At 33.6% G+C, this 17,144-nt stretch carries 14 protein-coding genes and 2 tRNA genes; 3 read left to right on the plus strand and 13 right to left on the minus strand.

All coding sequences use genetic code 11. From position 1 onward, the window contains the following. Positions 1 to 2 precede the first annotated feature (2 nt). Positions 3 to 1,331, plus strand: coding sequence for an SWIM zinc finger domain-containing protein (locus EAH81_RS24420; protein WP_140511618.1), 1,329 nt, complete (start codon positions 3 to 5; stop codon positions 1,329 to 1,331). A gap of 87 nt (positions 1,332 to 1,418) precedes the next feature. Here EAH81_RS24420 and EAH81_RS24425 read toward each other — a convergent pair whose 3' ends face one another. The 12 genes from EAH81_RS24425 to EAH81_RS24475 form a co-directional block, all read right to left on the minus strand. Further along, positions 1,419 to 3,317: a tetratricopeptide repeat protein gene (locus EAH81_RS24425; protein ID WP_140511619.1), complete on the minus strand. Its 1,899-nt coding sequence runs from the start codon at positions 3,315 to 3,317 to the stop codon at positions 1,419 to 1,421. Beyond that, positions 3,307 to 5,865, minus strand: coding sequence for a ribosomal protein L7/L12 (locus EAH81_RS24430; protein ID WP_140511620.1), 2,559 nt, complete (start codon positions 5,863 to 5,865; stop codon positions 3,307 to 3,309). The genes EAH81_RS24425 and EAH81_RS24430 overlap by 11 nt, the downstream gene beginning before the upstream one ends. Positions 5,866 to 5,872: 7 nt before the next feature. Beyond that, positions 5,873 to 6,571 (minus strand): hypothetical protein, encoded by a 699-nt coding sequence (locus EAH81_RS24435; protein WP_140511621.1) that lies wholly within the window; start codon positions 6,569 to 6,571, stop codon positions 5,873 to 5,875. Position 6,572: 1 nt separating this feature from the next. After that, entirely contained in the window at positions 6,573 to 7,703 is a 1,131-nt protein-coding gene (locus EAH81_RS24440; protein WP_140511622.1) for an AAA family ATPase, read from the minus strand. A gap of 41 nt (positions 7,704 to 7,744) precedes the next feature. Next, positions 7,745 to 8,371: a hypothetical protein gene (locus tag EAH81_RS24445; protein ID WP_140511623.1), complete on the minus strand. Its 627-nt coding sequence runs from the start codon at positions 8,369 to 8,371 to the stop codon at positions 7,745 to 7,747. A 247-nt stretch (positions 8,372 to 8,618) separates the two neighbouring features. Continuing rightward, complete coding sequence (locus tag EAH81_RS24450; protein ID WP_140511624.1) at positions 8,619 to 9,164, minus strand: 3'-5' exonuclease; 546 nt, start codon at positions 9,162 to 9,164, stop codon at positions 8,619 to 8,621. 224 nt (positions 9,165 to 9,388) lie between these two features. Further along, positions 9,389 to 9,895 carry a hypothetical protein gene (locus EAH81_RS24455; protein WP_140511625.1) on the minus strand — a complete coding sequence of 169 codons (507 nt, stop codon included), beginning with the start codon at positions 9,893 to 9,895 and terminating at the stop codon, positions 9,389 to 9,391. Positions 9,896 to 10,208: 313 nt separating this feature from the next. Continuing rightward, positions 10,209 to 11,306: a slipin family protein gene (locus EAH81_RS24460; protein WP_140511626.1), complete on the minus strand. Its 1,098-nt coding sequence runs from the start codon at positions 11,304 to 11,306 to the stop codon at positions 10,209 to 10,211. Between the two features lie 843 nt (positions 11,307 to 12,149). Beyond that, positions 12,150 to 12,935 (minus strand): hypothetical protein, encoded by a 786-nt coding sequence (locus EAH81_RS24465; RefSeq protein ID WP_140511627.1) that lies wholly within the window; start codon positions 12,933 to 12,935, stop codon positions 12,150 to 12,152. A gap of 309 nt (positions 12,936 to 13,244) precedes the next feature. Beyond that, complete coding sequence (locus EAH81_RS24470; protein ID WP_140511628.1) at positions 13,245 to 13,814, minus strand: DUF5565 family protein; 570 nt, start codon at positions 13,812 to 13,814, stop codon at positions 13,245 to 13,247. 274 nt (positions 13,815 to 14,088) lie between these two features. Continuing rightward, positions 14,089 to 14,161, minus strand: a tRNA-Asp gene (locus EAH81_RS27295). Positions 14,162 to 14,181: 20 nt separating this feature from the next. Next, positions 14,182 to 14,252: transfer RNA gene (locus EAH81_RS24475), tRNA-OTHER, on the minus strand. A 1,090-nt stretch (positions 14,253 to 15,342) separates the two neighbouring features. On the opposite strand from EAH81_RS24475, the gene EAH81_RS24480 reads away from it, so the two are divergent. After that, complete coding sequence (locus EAH81_RS24480; RefSeq protein WP_140511629.1) at positions 15,343 to 16,116, plus strand: hypothetical protein; 774 nt, start codon at positions 15,343 to 15,345, stop codon at positions 16,114 to 16,116. Between the two features lie 301 nt (positions 16,117 to 16,417). Here the strand turns inward: EAH81_RS24480 and EAH81_RS27665 are convergent, their stop codons facing one another. Continuing rightward, positions 16,418 to 16,567: a hypothetical protein gene (locus EAH81_RS27665; RefSeq protein WP_170214157.1), complete on the minus strand. Its 150-nt coding sequence runs from the start codon at positions 16,565 to 16,567 to the stop codon at positions 16,418 to 16,420. Between the two features lie 155 nt (positions 16,568 to 16,722). On the opposite strand from EAH81_RS27665, the gene EAH81_RS24485 reads away from it, so the two are divergent. After that, a complete protein-coding gene (locus EAH81_RS24485) occupies positions 16,723 to 17,121 on the plus strand; it encodes a helix-turn-helix domain-containing protein (protein ID WP_140511630.1) in 399 nt (132 codons plus the stop codon). The last annotated feature ends 23 nt before the right edge of the window (positions 17,122 to 17,144 follow it).

The raw sequence follows: 17,144 nt of genomic DNA on the forward strand, positions 1-17,144 counted from the left end.
AAATGACAGATCTCGAATATAATTATAAAGGAATTTCGACTTATAGCAAAACCAAAGGTATCAATAATCTGGTTCTCGCTCATCAAACCGAAATTGAAGAAGTCAATAACATTCCGTGTTTTTTCTGGGGAAGTCTGACTGATCCTTATGTTACTGCAAAATGCTGGACCACGATTGCCAAAGTCGTTCGTTCCAGTTTTGGACCAATTCCGCCAAGTCTTCGTGATCCTATCGTTTCGGCAGGATCTGAGCGATTGCGTTTTGAAGGTTTTTCGTCTTGTAATGGCGTTTATGTGCGACTGGATATGAAACCCGAAGCGATAGACGGAGAATTTATTGCCAATGGAACTACGAATGTCGATTTTAATGACCCAATGCTGAATGCCTTAAATGCGATTCAGAAAAATGAAAAAGTAACACTTGCCGTTGGTCAGCAGGATGTTCAGGTAATAACCAGTAAAGCAAAAGTGACCGAGAAAAAAGTAACTTTACCAATGCGCTGGATAAAAGGCTTAACGAGTGTTCAATTGTATCTGGCAGATATGGATATTAAGTTTGAATTGAATAAAATTCAGACGATCCAATTGTTTCAAAGTTTACCAAAAGGAACTGTAAAAGGTGATTTTTTTATTACCAAAAGAGCCGGGAAATTTATGTTTTCGACTTTGGCTACAGCCGATAGTGTTAGAATTGGAGGCGTACAAAGATTGCGTTTGTTAGAAGGAATTCTGTCTATTGTTGATAAAATTTACATTTACGAATCATCAGACAAACAAACGTGTGCAATAGTGGCTGAATTTGGAAAAATGCAACTTTTAATGGCTTTTTCACCTGATTCGTACCGAGGATTCTCAGGCGAAGGAAATGTACTCGAAACCATGACCGAAAACTTGCCAATAGAATGGGTTTACGGTTTGAACAGTTTATTAAAATCGAATGAAACTTTTGATCCGACGATGCTTTCTATCGAAAATGATATCGATTTTGGCACGATGGATAATCTGACTTCGAATTTATCCTCGATGGGATTATTGGGTTATGATTTAAGCGAAAAAGCACATTTCTACCGTCGTCTCCCGTTCAAAACTGAACGTATTTTATCACTAAACCCAAGACTTAAAAATGCCAAAAAACTAATCGATAACGAAGATATCGAAATCGTCGAACGAAGATCCGATTATATCGAAGCCAAAGTAAAAGGTTCTGGCGTTGTACACAAAGTAATTATCGATAATAATTCGCAAAGATGTACTTGCGATTGGTTTACTGCTTATCAGGGTAAAAGAGGAATTTGTAAGCATATTTTGGGAGTTAAAATGATGGTTTCTTAAAAATAACTTTTTGATTCAACTTGAAATAACATAAAGAAGCCGTTTCAGTTTGAAACGGCTTCTTTTATTTTTGCTTTAAAGTAATAATTACGCTTTCTTTCGCTTCCATTTATATTTCATAACATCTTTGAGTATTGCTTTATTATTGGGGTTGAAACTCAGTAATTCTGATGCCACATCCGGTCTTTCATCAATACGTTCTGCTACGATTTCGTAAGCAATATTTTTGGTAACTTCTTCGACAGCTTCAAATCTGCTAAATTCATGTTTCAATAAATTCAGAAATGTTATCGCATTGTCTGAGGTTACCTCGCTTTTGTAAATATTTGGGATCGCAAGAGATAAATCTTCTGCAGATTTGATGTTTGCAAAATAATTATTAAGACATCTTCCGGCATCTTTGTTCGTTCGCCAGCCCACTATAAGTAATTCTTGTGCTTCGGTTATATCTTCAATTTTATCTTTGTAAACTAATGATGCTTTCACATACTGAAAATGCTCTTTATAGTTTTCGATTACTTTTCTAAAATGCTTGTTGGCTTCTTTCCTGTTTTTTAAAATCAAGTATAAATCACCTACTTTTTCATCATTATCGAGTTCTTGATAGAGTTCAATTGCTTCATTATAAGCGCGTCCTTTTTCATAACATTCGGCTGCTTTTTGCTTGTTACTGCAATACTTTAAATAAATTGCTGCCGCTTCTGTATACAACTCTCCTTTTTCTAAAACATCTGCCGCTTTAGGATAATTTTTTAATAATTTCAAATAAATACGAGCCGCTTTCTGATAGTCTTTTTTAGCTATAAATTCTTCTGCAAGTTTTTCATATCTGTTTTGCAAAGTGCTAAATCGTTCTGAATCTATCAAAGCAGAACCACCGGAATACGCAGTTTTTCCAGATGTCATCGGAGTATTTCCTGAAGTATTTCTTGGAATATTTTCTACAGTATTTGTGCTGCTTCTACCTGAAAAAAGCGAATAAAAGAACCACACAATAAGTGCTAAAATCAAAAAACCGGAAAACCCCTTAAATAAGGAACTAAATTCAAAATGTGAATAATCCGGATCATAACTCCTCATTAATATGATAAAAAGAATTGCGCAACCAAATCTGAAAACTTTAAAAAAAGGATGAACTCCATCAGACAAAACAATAGGTTCTCTGCCTGCATCTACATTATATCTACCTACATTTATATCCTTAAACCCATTTCCATTATCTACAATACCGCCACTAGCTCCATTAAATCCATTAAATCCACTAAGTCCACTTGTATCAAAAGAAAATTGTCCAAAGTGTCCACCTCGTGAAGTTCCCATCGTATCTAAAGGAATCGCCAATTGCAAAGCCAAATCAGGATTTTTGTCCATAAGCTCCATAAACTTATCCATTTCCTGTTGATTTCCATTTACTAATTTTTGCAAATCAAAAGGCAATTCTTCCGGAATTTCCTGATCCGAAGTGGGATTTTCGATTGCTTCCAGGATTTTTTCCCTATCAACCTCAATTCGCAAAGAAGAAATGAAATTGGGTATCGAAACTGTCTTTGAAGGCTCAATTACAATCCTTTCTTTTAATGCCGGAACTTCTATTAGATTCTCCCATTCTACAGCGTCTTTCAATTCGACTAAACCAATTTCAGGATGTAAAAAATGATAATTATCCGAAAACAAATTACACCATTCTTCTTTTGCAAGTTGTGGTACAATCGTCGTGTTTTCAGGAATAAACAACTTATTTTCTACCAATTGATAACAATTATTTTTACCAATATCTCCTGCTTTTATTTTATTTTGGTTCAAAACCACCAAACATCCGTAAAGCTCATTTGCTGTAACATCCGGAACTGCAAAAACCTTTACCGAATTTAGTGATAAACCGATAAACTGAATTTGCTCCAGCCACATTTTTGGCGATGCACTTTTAATAAAAATACCTCCTTTGGGAAATGTATTTTTAGAATTTATTTTTAGTTTAAGCTCCATGTTTCACGATATTTTGAATAAATGGATTCAAGTATTTCTCTTGGAATGCATTATCCTTTATACTCTCCATCAAATATTCTGAAATAAAATACTCATTACCGGAATATTCCTCTTTTGTTGCCATAACAGTTCTTCCGTCAATAATAAAAGGAATATAAATCTTCTCAATTTCCGCATTACTGCTTTCTAGTATTAGAATTCCATCCTGATTTGTTATTTTACTTCCGTCTTTAGACTCAAAAAAAACGGTTTCGATGTAACAAATTGCTCCGTTGCTTTCGATTATTCTTTTTAGTTTTTCGGCTTCATCCTTTGTCGCATTATTTAAAATAACTCCAAAATCTTCATCTACAATACTTTTAGCTTCAACCAAAGATTTGTCTGTATTTGTCTTTATTGCTTTCACAACATCAATAAATGATTCGCCTTTGTTTTTTAAAATCAGCCTGACTTTTTCCTCAAAATGAATATCTGAATCGTTTGGTCTGTTACTATAATGATGATGTGATTTCATGAACTCTAAATGAGCAAAGCAAAATCCATTGATTTCAATGAAGTTACTTCTAATGGAAATACTTTTTACCCGCTTAACAAAACTGAACTTGGATTTATTACCCATGAAACTATTTTTAAACGAGAATTGCTTTTTAAAATAATTATCAAAAGCTTCTTTTACAGCATCTCCATGAGCCTTTTCTATTTTCAAATCATCACTAACACGCCAAAAATCAATATTATCAGTTAAATGAAATTCACCATTGATCACAAATACGGTAATTTTCTTTTCCTTTAATTCATTATAAAAAACTTCTTCACGCTTTAATTCCTGCGTTTCAATATTTATGATACTGATATTCTGTACCGCATCGTTAGAATAATTCAAAAATATCTTTTGTCCTTTACTGTTGGTTTTGATCGCGAATTCTCCATTTGTAAAAGGAAGATTTGATGCCATTCTTTTAAATCCTTTATCAAATTTATTACTGGCAAAAAGAAATAGACTTTTGTTTACATACGTATAAAAATTATTGCCTTCGTGAAAAATGCTATGGTAATTTCGTTCTACAGGATACAACAACGGGATATTTTCTTTCGAAATATCTTTCTCTGAATCAGCACTTTTATTGTTATTTTTAGTCCATAATTCATCTAACGGCATTATAATATGCTGAAGCATTTTTCTGCCATTATTGTGGTTCTTAAAAACCTTGACATCCTGCATTCCTACTGAAAAAGTGTATTTTATATTGGCAAAATAATCATTTGTAATTTTTTGCATCGAGGTCATTTTTAAACTTTCTTCGGATGAAAAAAGAAAAACTTCCTGATTTTTACTGCTGATTTTATTCTCCAGAAAAAAAGCATCCAATCCCGCTGCACAATCCAGTTTTCCGCTAAGTTTACTTAATGCCTTAATCACATGATTTACATCATCAAAAGTCACTTCTTCGTAGTTTTCTCCAACAACAAAAACCTTGCATTCAATATCTGTTTTTGGATGTCTGGCTATGGCAATTGCTGAAGCAAAAGAAAGAATCTTAGGATTTCCCCAGTTTTTCAACGAACTATCGATTAATAAAATACGCTCAAATTTGTCGGCCTCTGGCGGAACTTCTCTTTGTATATAAAGTGCTTCATTATTGGCAATTCGGGACATAAAAACATCGTCGTCATAAGCAAATTCAGAAATGACAAGTTTATCAAAATCTCCTTTATTGGTCAAATCAGAAATTCCTCCCAATGGCTGTTCGCTTGGATGATTGTGATGTAACGGAATATTTAATCCGGACCAAAGTCGCTTGATTAAACTTCCAACATGAAATGTCCGATCTTCCTCAATAAGCTGATCTACAAAATCAGTTGCACTCTCAGATAAATTTTTCTCTTCTAAAACTTCCTCATTCAATTTATCATTTATCTCTTCATAAGGAAGGCCTTCCATCGCTCTCAAAATAGACTGAACCGTAGGAAACTTTACTTTTAGAAGCGCAAGTGTTCTAAAATCTTTAATAAAATTAGCTTCGTTAAACGGATTTATATTCTCGTCTGCGATTACGTCATGTCTATTTTTTTTAAAATCCTCAATGACCTTTTTTGCTTTTTCTGATGAAATTCTATTGTGACAATCATGAAATATCGTCTGAAAAAGTTTCATTCTTTTTTCGCCCGTTTTATAATCCTCCGGTAAAGAAGAAAGTATTTTCATAAAACCAATAGTCGATCCTATTCTAAAAAAATTAGAGGTTTCTAAAGATTTTGCAGTCCTGAAAGAGTCTGCACTTTCTTTTCTTTTTCCCAAATCATAAATCATCTGAATAGAAGGTCCATTTTCTGGATTGGTAGCAATTATAGCCAGCAATAAGGATCCAAACGGCGGAATACTGTCATCAGATAAAAACTCTAAAATTTCAAAAACAAATTTCTCGTAACCAATAGTAGATCCATTAGGAATTGTTATTGCCTCAAAAAGCTCGTCCGGAGCAAATATTTGATTGTCCCATTCCCAGAAATAGTCCTCGTATGATTGAAAATATTTTTGAAATTCCATTTTTATTTTATGAAAAAGTTAAGCGAAATGAACTGATTGACAGTTGTTTTATAGTTGTTTTTGGAATTACAGAATAGCTGTTATCTATATTCCAAAGTATTATATTTTGTTTTGAAAGATTTAATTCTTCCTGAAGCTTTTTTGCTAATGCAAACCATTCAAAATTATATCCGGTTGGCAGCAAAAAATCATGTTCTAGCCAATACGTATTGCCTTTTATGGGTAACAATGGATTCCCAAGAATTAAGGCGCTTTTATCGAGCACAACCCATTGCAAGGGTTCAAGTCTATATTTGGGCGCTGTTTCTATATATCGCTTTAATTCGTCATAATCCACTAGCAAAGCATGAGCTTCTTTTATTTCTTCAGAAGCTTTGATTCTTATCTCAAGTTTTTCATCAATCCCAAAAAAGTTATGATTAAACTTAGGCAATGAAACGGGTAACGCACGCAAAATTGGCGTCCATAACAATCCCGACGGAAGTTTTTTTGAAGGCAAAAGATTTCCTTGTTCAAACAACAAATTCTCTTTTAATTCATAGACTTTCTTATACGGAATTTGCTGAATTTCAGGCGAATTTATTTGTTCTGCCAAGAAATCTTTTACCCATATTGCATCACCTTCAAAAGCTGTTTTTAGATTTTGCCAATGTCGTATCGATCCCAAAAAATCCTTATGTTGCTTTTTAATTTCTAAGAAATACATATTAGATAGTTTGAAGGATTTTCTGCCACAAAGATTCTATATGATTCTGAATGTATTTCTTTTGTTCAGCATCTTTAATCCAGTCGCAACGGGTTTGAATGTATCTTAATTTATCTTTAATAACGTTTTGTTCTTCAAACGAAAGACTGTCATCCTGCCATTTTTCGATTAAATAATTAACCTCTTTCATCACGCTTTCGGCATCTGGAGTTTTATTATATAAAGCTTGTGGATGCGCCAAAACCGAATCGTCTTTTTCAATGATCTTATTAATGATTCCTTCCAGAATTTCGATTTGTTCTTCATTATCCCAAATGTATTTCAATACCCATAAATCAGACAAAATTGCTTCATTTCGACCACACATTAAAGCACTTGCGGCAATCAGATTCTGCAATTTTACGGCACGTCTGTCAGATACTTTTATACCTGTATTTCTAAGACTGTGAATAATGTCAACGTATTGATTGCGTATTCCGGTTAAATCAACCTGACGACAAAGCAGTTGCAATTCGCGAATTTCATCGGCAAGGATTGTTGGAGCTTCTTTGTTGTTTCCGCCTTCTAATTTCCAACCTGCCAAAAGCACTTCATGAAGTAAATCCGGTTCTACATAATCACATTTTATGCGAATTAAAAAACGGTCTAATAACGCGTTTAGCGATTCATCTTCGGGTAAAACATTACTTGCTCCAACAAACATAAGTGCTGGTAACTTTTTGGTTTCTTTACCACGACGGAATATTTTTTCGTTCAAAGCCATTAGCAAACTATTCAAAATTGCTGAATTGGCGTTGAAAATTTCATCCAGAAATACCATCGAAGCTTCCGGCATCATTCCGTCTGTATTCGTGATCAGTTCACCTTCTTTTAATTTACGAATATCAAAAGGTCCAAAGATTTCATTTGGTTCTGTAAAACGGGTTAATAGATATTCGAAATTTTTTCCGCCATCAATTCCATTTGATAAAGCTCTGATTATAGCACTTTTTGCTGTTCCCGGAGGTCCTAACAAAAAGGCATTTTCTTTGGCCAGCAATCCGATTCCTAATAAATCAATGATTTCATTTTTTCCAACAAAAGTTTCTTTAATATGCTTTAAAACAGCATTTAATTTGTCTGTAGTGCTCATTTATTTTGCTTATATTTTGATCTTAATTTGTTTTATTCTCTTTATAATTGTGGCCAGAATACTTTTTTATAATCGCCAAAACCTATTTCTAATTGTTTCTTTATAAAATCCGACTGAGCAAATTTGGTTGCTTTTCTTTCGACAATTCGATTAAGATAAAGTCCCTTTAAACACTCATTTGCAGCCAAAATATCAAAGTTTATATTCTCTATATCAATTTCATATCCTATCGCCGAATAATGAAACTGAACTAAATGATTTTCTAAAATTGGTATCACCAAATCCTCTGGATCTACTCTTTTCAACTCTAAAATAATCTGCGGCAGAAACCTCAGACAAATATCCGCCGATACCAAAACAGAAGCGTCGATTTCGCCCATATATTCAGGCAAAAAATTATTCAAATCACTTATTTTATGTTCTCTGTACAATAATAACTGCGCAGCACTATAAACTGTTCTTGCCGCCCATAATGCAGCACCGGGATTAAATTTTGGCGCAACATCAGGATATTCTAAAATTTCGTTTTCATACTCAGTTTCCAGGAAAGAAGCTGTATCTGTTTCTTCCATTCGGGAAATCGTTATGATTTTATTGTACAAAATAACCTGCTCAATGGTTCTGAGGTGAAAAATTGTATCTAAAAATGGTGTTTTTGTGCTTTCCATATTAACTGCTTTTAAGCAATTGCAATTATGATAATGTGCTTTTATTAGTTTATTTAACAAAAAACGTATCCCAACAAATATATAATTATATTGGTAGTTTCTTAAAATTTCAAGAGCAATTATCTGATTAAATTTAAAATAAAAAAGGTTTCAAAATTGCAAAAAGAGAAGAACTGCAAATCATAAAATCCACAGTTCTTTCTTAAATTTCTCGCCATAATCGATTGGTATTTATACAGATTGCTATCTAATTCTGTAAACACCAATGCAAAATTTTGGCGATATTCTTTGCATCATCAATTCCCCGGTGATGTGTTCCTTCCAGCGGAATATCCAATAAATGTAACGCTCCGTTCATTCCGGTTGGTTTTACTAAGCCAAATTTATCTCCAAAAGTGACTTTTACATTAATATGCTCGTCGCCCATTGGGTACGGAATCCCGAATGATTTACATTGTTTCTTCAGCATATTCAGATCGTATTGACCGTAACTTGCCCAGGTATATAAATCCGGATTGTATTCGTCAGTTAATTTCTCGATTGCTTCTTCAAAACTTACTCCGTTTTTATCCAGTAAATCCTGGGTAATCGTTGTCAGTTCCGTACAAAACGGACTCACACTAGAGCGTTGTGGTTTGATCAAAATACCTTGATTTTGAGTTATCTCACCAGTTTCTGAATCCAGAACTGCCAAACCAATCTCAATAATTTCATTCTCCTGCCCTTGCGGGACAGCGCTTTGCCAACATGTGGCTTCTAAATCGATAATAATAATTTTATCTGTAGTTTTCATTTGTTTAATTTTTTAATATTCTATAACCCTTTGAGTGTAATTATTTTAACACATAGAAACATAGCTTTGTTTACTTTAAAAAGGCGTTTCACTCATTTAAATACACATAGTTTGCTATGTGAAAGAAATGTATTTCTTTTTTGCATTCTTTTCATCATAAAAACTATGTATCTATGTGTTTAATTTTTTTTGAATTAGACTCAACGGTTATTTCAATTCTCTTTCTAAAAAAGAGCCATTACCTGACGAAGATTTCTTCCGATTGACTTGTAACGTTTCCGCCATTTGAAAATATCTATCACTTCTTTTTCGTTCTTAACCGCTTTCTTCGGTTTATCGATAGTTCCAATTTGTTTCGTTTCTTCAAGTCTGCACTTTTCGTGAAACTTTTTGAACGGACGCGGTTCAAAATCAACCAAAATTGCTGCCATATTTATCGCATCGATATTTGATGGATCTGTTTCGCCTTTAAAGAAAGTTTCAATCGGTCTGAATTTGTCTTTTTGTTCCTTGAACTTTTTCTTTTTAGCTGGATCAAAATCTATAGAAAATAGATTCTTAAAGACTTTTAAGTCATCCTCAGTTGGGTTATCTTCGAAGATAAGCCAACAAAAATCTCGAAGTTTTCCACGAGAAGGACTGTTCAAATAATCAAAGTATTCTCGTTCTCTTTCTATCTCATATTTAATTCTGATCGCTTTTTTATATTCTTTTAATGTATTAGTACGCATGGTATATTTTCTTTTGGGAATCTTCTGGAATCTCAGGAAAATGAAGGAATTCTGGGAATCCCTTATTTGTAAAGCTTATAAAATCTTTACTTTACCAGAGAGATATCACCTAAATGAAAATCTCCCTAACTTACCTTTTTATTCCATAGTTTAATGAGTTCCAAATCCATTACTTCTATTGAAATAAACGGTCGCTCACTAAACCTAATTCTATTGGCTTGACCAAAATGCTGATCTGCCGCAAAAAATAATTTTTGATTCATTATTAATTTAATTTTTAAATCAAAGCCATCCGTATTTCATAGATGACTTTTTATTTTACAAAGATTTCCTTTAATTGACTAATGACGTTTCCGCTTCCTGAGATTGTGATTTCTCCAATTCTATCGGCGATTTTCTCCACGTATTCCATCTCTTTCAATTTCCACAACATTTCGTTTTCTTCCATCAGCTTTGCTGTGTTTAGTAAACTTCTTGTTGCGGCGGTTTCTTCTCTTCGCATAATGCTGTTGGCTTGCGCTTTTTTCTCGGCAACCAAAACCTGATTCATGATTTCTTTCATATCTCCAGGCAAGATCACGTCACGGATTCCGGCATCAGAAATCACTAATCCCAACTCGTTGATTTTAGTAGTTACTTCTGCCAAAATCGACTCGGCAATGGCATCTTTTTTTGCCAGTAATTCGTCTAGAGTCAATCCGCCAACAAAAGCTCTTAAAGCCAATTGCATTGCCACATACAATTGTTTTTCGAAATCTTTGTTATCAACCAAAGCTTTCATAATATCAATAACCTGGTATCTCACAAAGAAATTGATTCTTAATCCCGCCTTATCTTTTGTCAACAATTCTTGTCCGGAAATCTCCACTTGTTGTTGTCTTGCATCAACAGTTTTAACTTCGATTGTAATGGTATTGTTCCAAAAATAATGTGTTCCGGCTTTTAACTCTTTCACAAAAGCTCCGTTCACAAACAACAAAGCTTTGTCGTTGCTTGACACCGTGAATTTTCGAACAAAGTATTTTAACTGATTGTGTTCCAATAAATTTACAGGAATGTTCTCTGTGATTTCAATTTTGGAAAGATCTACTTTAGTGAATTCATTTTTTACAATTCCTTTCCAGAAAGCATGTCTTCCAGCAGTTAAAGTTCCTTTGAAATTTCCGTTCACGAATTGCAAAACAATCTCGTTATCGGCAACTTCTACAACTTCTAACATTGAAGCCAATATTTCATTCTGCAACAAAATATTCAACTCAAATGGCGCATTGAAATTGGCATTCATATCGTAAAGCATTACATTCTTGTCTCCAAAAATCCAGTGTAAACCTTCCTCAATTACAGTAACTAATTTTCTATTTTCGAACACCAAACCCACTTGGTAAGCTTCGATTTTAATTCTTTTTATCATTTTTATTTTTTTATATTTTGTTTCAAGTTTTTTTAGTTTCAGGTTTCAAGTTTTGTAGCCGTTAAAACTTAGTTCTATTTTCTATAATCTTTATTCTCAAGTCTATTTTCTCAAGCCAATTTTCTAGTCTCAACAATCTTGCTTCTATAATCTTGCTTCTATCTTCTCTAAAAATAAAAAAACCTCATTGCCTCTCTCCTCTGAGAAAAACGGACGAATAGTTTGTGGTTTGTTTACGCTAATTGTTTTGCAATTCTATTTTGAAAAAGTGATTCTAAATTCTAAAAAAATCACTCAGACAATCAAACCGAAAAGAAAAAGAGTATTTCAAAATACATTTCTGTTCGCACTGGTTTTATCATGAGTGTGAAATTTTGAATCCTAAAATCCAAACTTCACTGACAAAGACAAATCAGTTTTTTTCAATGAACATCTTTTTACGAGTGATGCGCTCTAAACACAGATTTTCAGTCTGTAGTTGACTTACCGTTTGTCTAACCGAACTTAATCGGTGCAGGATTCGAACCTGCAGAAATTTCTATTACTCTACCCAATTGAGTTATCGCATTGCTGCGAATGGGACTCGAACCCATAACACATAGATTGGTGATCGTTTTTTGGAAAACAACCTAAAACCTCCAAATCAAGTTGCATAGAAAAACATAATACGCTTTCGCGAAAAGTTCCCTACAATGGTGCTATACAGAAACACGCAACAGGACTTGTTTGATATTGTAAATCAAAGTTTCCTTTGATGATTTTCAGTGTATAAAAGAACTTGTTTTATTTCCTGAGCAAATATTCAAATTACACTGCGCAGTGATTCTGCGCAGCATAAATAATTTAATTTATCCATTCGATTACAGTCGATAAATAGACTTGTCGAACGTCTTCAAATCGGGTTATATTAGGAATATGATTTACTTCCAATAAATATTTAGATCCATCTTTTGCAACGATATAATCATTCCCAATCATATCCATATTCAAAACATTTTTAATGTATAAAGTGTCTGCAAGCAACTCAGGATCAACTTCCATAAATCCTGCATCATCAGGGTGAATCGATTTTAACCATGAATCCCCTTCCAGTTTAATTTGCCAATAAACATCACCAATAATCATGATCCGAACTGCTTCGCCCTCAAAATAAGGTTCTGTTGTTGCCGTAAATTCGCTTTCCCATTCGTCTGTAAAACGATGTTTATTTTCGCCACAATGCCAGTTTCCCCATTTTGCAACAGTATCACCCGTTACGGTAACCGAAGCGCCTGCACTTATAAATCCGCGTGGTGCGCTAAATCTCGAATGCGATAAAGCTTTTACCAGACACGGAATTTTAAATCGACAATCGAGCATCGCAGCGGCATTAGGATAACAAGCTCCTCGCCAGATCGCTAAACCAGAAATAAAATCAAAATCGTTGTCATAAATTCCGTAATAAACTACTTTATCAACCGGTAACATTCCGATTCCGTTGGATTTTTCCATATAAAGAACCTCATCTTTTACAACGATTTTCGGTATAGACTGGTGCCAAATAATATGTCCCGAATAATTGGCTTTTATAATATCATATTCTTCTTGTTCAATACCAACTAGTGCTATTCTATTGTAATCTTGTTTCATAATTTTAATATTTAATTTTTTTTGCCACGAAGGCACTAAGGCGCTAATTTTTTTTCTTGGCGACTTTGCGTCTTTGCGCGAGATTGACTAAATGATTTTCGCGCAAAGACGCGAAGTCGCAAAGTTTTTAATCTCAGAACTATTCAAATAACCCTTTGTCTGAGAAGCAGTCCAGTTTTTTTGTTTTGTTTTGCCACTAAGGCACTAAGGCGCTAACTTTAAATTTATCTCACTTCGCGTCTCCGCAAAGTTTACTTTGATTTCGTATAAAAAACTTTGCGTCTTTGTGCCTTTGTGGCAAGACTCTTTTTAAACTGCTTCTAATTCCAAGCGTTTAATTCCGAAATCAGATTTTCTTAATTTGCACATTCTACCATCTGAAATGTGGTGGAAAACAATTCCCTCGATATCATTTTCTGACAAGAATTTTTCTAAATCCTCAAATCCAAGGCTTACAAAATCAAGTACTTCACTTCCGTGTTTGATTAAAGTATGTTTCTCCAATTTCTCAGGATTTCCTTGCACTTTTGGTCCGCATAATTCGAAAGTTCCATCTGTTTTTGTATCTAAAGAATCAAATCCTTCGAAGAAAAATTTATCTTCAGATTTTGTTCTATCGCACTTTATCCAGTGTGGGTGATGCCCTGTAATCAAATCTGCTTCCTGACACGGAATTGCATTCGCCGGAATTGCACGTCCTTTTTTGGCATCAAATCGTTTGAACAATTCACCGTTGATAATAGCTACAGATGTTCCGTCGAATTTTCTTGTCGCAATAGCTTCGCCGCTTATTACCCAGGCATTTTCAGTATTTATCTTATCTATTACTCTTGCCAAATTCTTTGGGTCTTTAGCAAATAGTGTACTTATCTTTTTCATATTTTAATATTTAATGTTGTTTTGCCACTAAGGCACAAAGGCGTTAACTTTATTTATTTACAACTTTGTCTTGCCACTAAGGCACTAAGACACAAAGCTTATTTTTCTTCGCGACTCTGCTCCCGATAGCTATCGGGATTGCGTGAAAATTGCTCGCTGCATTTTTTTCAATACTTTGTTAATCTCTCGCAATCCCGACAGCTATCGGGAGCAAAGTTTTAAAATCCTTACTTAAAAAAACTTTGTGTCTTTGTGCCTTCGTGGCAAAAAATAGCGGCCCATACGGGAGTCGAACCCGTTTCTCCCGAGAGACAGTCGGGAAGGTTAGCCAGTAACCCCAATGAGCCTGTTCTTTCTAGAGAACGTGTGATTCCGGAAGGATTCGAACCTTCATTCCAGGTTTATTAACCTTCCTTCTACCAATTGAAATACGGAATCTTTTATTTTGGGGCATAAAAAAAGCACCCGATTAAAGGTGCTTCATGAGATCTAATAAGATATACGTATCCTATTGCCTGCGTTCATGCACCTGTATTGTTAAACGTCCAAGATCTGAGATCGGGTTTAGCAATTGTTCGTTATATATGTTTTTATTAAAAGCCATTTTATGTGTTGTATTATATTTTGAAATCGTTGTGGTTTGAAATTCTCTACCGAAATTTTCTGGGGCAAAGATAAAGTCTAAAAATTCAATTATCCAAATCATTTTTAAATTTATTTTACTGATAATCAATTAGTTAAACCTAAATTAGAATCATAAAAATCCCTGTCCGCATACTTGTGCAGATCCTTAATCGTATCAAATGACTGTTTATCACCGGATTACTTTTCAAGATTATATTTCGATATTTAGTTTAATCATTAAACATTTGGTCAATTATTTTTTTAATTATTTTTAGTTAAAGGTTAATTAGTATCATTTATAAGCTTCTCTTTTGTCACATTGAGTGTATTCAAATTGCATCTAAAACAAAAAAAGCGCCCTGATTAGGGCGCTTTTATATATTTATGTTGAGTTTCGAACTACAATTTCTCTTCTATTCCATAAAATACATATTACGCCCTGAATCGTCAGAAGGATAAAATCCCACTAATTGATCGATAATTTTTATTGCTGACAGGTACATATGTATGTTTTGTTTTTATTTCGGAAGCAAATGTAGTTTAATTTTTTAATTAATATAACTTTTCTCTCATTGTTTGTTAAAAAATAGTTAAAGAAAAATATATAATGCTATTGCGAATAAATCTCGCGTAAAGACGCTAAGTCGCAAAGTTTTTGTCATTTCGACCGAAGGGAGAAATCACACTAGAAACTCCGCAATCAAAGTCGCCAATCTTTGTCTAATTACGCGTGTGATTTCTCCCTTCGGTCGAAATGACAAGATTGTGTTTAAGCATTGGGTTTTGCGAGAGTAGTTTTATTTTTTTCACGAACGCTCAACGCATTAATGACACTTTTTAGAAAAGAAAATATTTTTAATTTAAATGAAAGTTTTGATTATTTTTATCGCACTTAAATCAAAATATGAAAGAATTCATCGACAGTATTGCGTGGTCTGAAATTTGGGAAATATCGAAACAATATATTTTACCCAATATTGGTTGGTTTATTTTTTGGCTCGTTTTATTTATAATTCTGGGACTTATTCTCGGAATCGTTTTTAATGTTTTCCTGTACCGAAAAAACATTTTCGTTCGGGATAAAAAGTATTACAATTGGTTTGCCAAACTTTGGATTCCGTATTTTATGGTTGTATTTCTGTATTTCTTTGCGATAATTGGGCTTTTTTACGGAGTACATTCGGTTTTGAAATCAGAGAATAAAAGTATAACTGCCAATATTTATTCTAAAACTATTGGAACTACATTTTCGTCCGAAAAAGAGAAGAAAGATTTTTTGCATACGCTTCAAACGTTATCCAATTCGTCTGAAGATGTGAGCAAATCCATGACCAAAGCTTTGGCACTTTATATCAAACAAAATAATAGCGGTTTCGCTTCTGTAGATAACTTTAAGAATTCGTCGACTTCGTATTTGCTCAAAAAATATGAGTCCGAAGTTTATAGTGCTTGCGTATTTGGTTTTATGAAAGTGGTTGACGATAAAGCCAACATGAAAAACGTAAAAGATATTGATTACACCGAATTCAAATCGCTTTTGCAAAAATTAGATCAAATCGAACCGCAACGAATTGAACTTTCGATTCAATCTGAAATTGGACGCAAGTTGCAAACTGTTTTAGATTATATTTTTAAAGAAATCCTGAACATGAATTGTTGTTTTTCTTGTTGTTTCTGATTATTCCTTTTGTTGAATATTTTATTTATCTGAAGTTTGTAAAAACTAAAGAATCTGATTTAAGCGGACCAAAACCTGTTGAAAATGTAATTAAATAACCCGTTGGGTGCAATTATTTTTAACACATAGAAACATAGCATTATTGAACTCAAAAAAGGCGTTTCACTTGCATTAACACACATAGCTATGTGTGAGAAACTAGTTTCTTTTTGATTTACTTTTTTCAAGCACATAAAATCTATGTTTCTATGTGTTTAATTAAATTTTATGCATTAAACCCAACGAGTTAATTAAATATTAATCATTTACGCTGTTTCTTTTCTTTTGATTTGCTTACCTCACTAAGCCATTTTGCTTGTGCTCTTGCTTGTTCTAAAGTAACCGGACCTTGCTTCGCTAATTGTTCCATGCTTAACCTGGCTCTTTCCTTAAATGATATTTTGTAGTCCATATTTTATGAAGTTTATAATGCAAACATAATGATTTAAAGTAAGAAAAAGCGTGTTTTTACTTCACTTAAAAAACAACCAAAACGGTATTTTATCAAATCAAGGGTGTTTTTTACGGATCACAATTTTTTTGAAAAATTTTAAATACCTTTGAATTATGAGCACAGCAATCAAACCAAAACACATTGGCAGAAATATAAGCCGAATAAGAGAACTTCGCGGAATGAAACAAGAAGCACTTGCGCAGGCAATTGGCTCAAACCAGCAAGCTATTTCCGGAATTGAAGGAAGCGAAGAAGTTGATCCTAAAAAACTTGCCGAAATTGCAAAAGCACTTGGTGTTACGGTTGAAGCACTTGAAAACTTTTCGGAAGAATCTGTGTTTAGTTATTTTAATAGCTTTTATGATAATAGTACTAATCAAGGTCAGATAAATGGTCCAAATAATAATTGTACTTTCAATCCTCTTGATAAAGTTGTTGAGCTTTACGAACGTTTGGTTCAATCTGAAAAAGAAAAGGTTGAATATTTAGAAAAATTGTTGAAAGGGAAATAATATTCTTTTTCTTTATATAACTG

The sequence above is a fragment of the Flavobacterium pectinovorum genome (assembly GCF_006438875.1).
Taxonomy (GTDB): domain Bacteria; phylum Bacteroidota; class Bacteroidia; order Flavobacteriales; family Flavobacteriaceae; genus Flavobacterium; species Flavobacterium pectinovorum_A.